The organism is Pseudomonas sp. IPO3778 (assembly GCF_013386825.1).
GTDB lineage: Bacteria > Pseudomonadota > Gammaproteobacteria > Pseudomonadales > Pseudomonadaceae > Aquipseudomonas.
Map to the genome: position 1 here is coordinate 677 of NZ_JACARC010000054.1, position 276 is coordinate 952.

Annotated in this window: 1 protein-coding gene; it reads right to left on the reverse strand. The window is 57.2% G+C overall.

The window, feature by feature from the left end:
• Positions 1-276, reverse strand: a 276-nt coding sequence (locus tag HX855_RS33535) for a transposase (protein WP_256736845.1), incomplete at both ends; no start/stop codon positions are given.

The following is a 276-nucleotide window of genomic DNA, read 5'->3' on the forward strand; positions in this document are numbered from 1 at the left end:
CGCCAGGTAGATGGCCTTGTTGCGCACCAGGCCTTCCTCGCGGATCTTCACCCGCAGGGCATCAAAGAAAATGACCGGGTACATCTGCTCCAGCGGGCGCTGTTGCCACGCGCCAATTTCCTCCATGACCTCGTCGGTCACAGAGCTGATGAAATCGGGCGAGACGTCCGTGCCGTACTGCTCAGAAAGAAACGCACGAATCTCTCTGACCGTCATTCCACGGGCATACATAGCGATGATCTTGTCGTCGAAACCGGTATACCGGCGCTCATGCTT